Genomic DNA, 322 nt, shown 5'->3' on the forward strand with positions numbered 1-322 from the left:
CGCCCAAAGAAACTTTCCATCGCGGCATTGTCCAAGCAATTCCCTTTTCTCGACATACTTTGAATGATGCCATGTTCAGCTAAAATTCGACGATAAGCCACCATTTGATATTGCCATCCCTGGTCTGAATGTAAAATGACACCACAAGCTTTATTTAATCCTTTGACGGCTTGCATTAACATGTCCTCTACTTGTGCCCAGTTTGGGGAATAGCTGAGATTATAGGAGACTATCTCATTGTTAAATAAGTCTAAAATAGGGGATAAATAGACTTTACTTCCATCTTTCGCCTTAAACTCGGTGATATCAGTTACCCATTTTT

General features: G+C 39.4%; 1 protein-coding gene. It reads right to left on the reverse strand.

The features are described from left to right. The coding region (locus tag DV415_RS10150) for a DDE-type integrase/transposase/recombinase (RefSeq protein WP_153063416.1) at positions 1 to 322 on the reverse strand (322 nt) is incomplete at both ends.

Source organism: Haemophilus haemolyticus, from assembly GCF_003490595.1.
In the GTDB taxonomy this organism is placed as follows: domain Bacteria; phylum Pseudomonadota; class Gammaproteobacteria; order Enterobacterales; family Pasteurellaceae; genus Haemophilus; species Haemophilus haemolyticus_L.